A 375-nucleotide genomic window follows, 5' to 3' on the forward strand; every position below is an offset into this window, starting at 1 on the left:
CGACTTCGCCATCGAACTGACGACGAGGTCGGGCATCGATTCCTCCAGCGACACCGCCAGCTGCTTCGCGAAGGCGTTGAGGTAGTCGGCGTCGCGCACGCCGTCCATCGCGCAGTAGAGGTGCAGGCCTTTGCTGCCCGAAGTCACGGGGACGGGGTCCAGGCCGATCCCCGAGAGCAGGTCGCGCGCTTCGTGGGCGACCTCGATGCACTCCGCCAGGCCGGCGCCGGGTCCAGGGTCGAGGTCGAGCACCAGCCGGTCGGGGTTCTGCATCGTGCCGAGTTGGTCGACGCGCCACTGCGGCACGTGCAGTTCGAGGGCGGCGACCTGGCCGGCCCAGGCGAGGTCGGCGGGACTGTGGAAGACCGGGTAGTC

Annotated in this window: 1 protein-coding gene; it reads right to left on the minus strand. The window is 69.9% G+C overall.

The window, feature by feature from the left end:
* The coding region (ligD, locus tag D9V41_RS18015) for a non-homologous end-joining DNA ligase LigD (RefSeq protein ID WP_481725504.1) at positions 1-375 on the minus strand (375 nt) is incomplete at both ends.

The organism is Aeromicrobium phragmitis (genome assembly GCF_003674095.1).
Lineage (GTDB): Bacteria > Actinomycetota > Actinomycetes > Propionibacteriales > Nocardioidaceae > Aeromicrobium > Aeromicrobium phragmitis.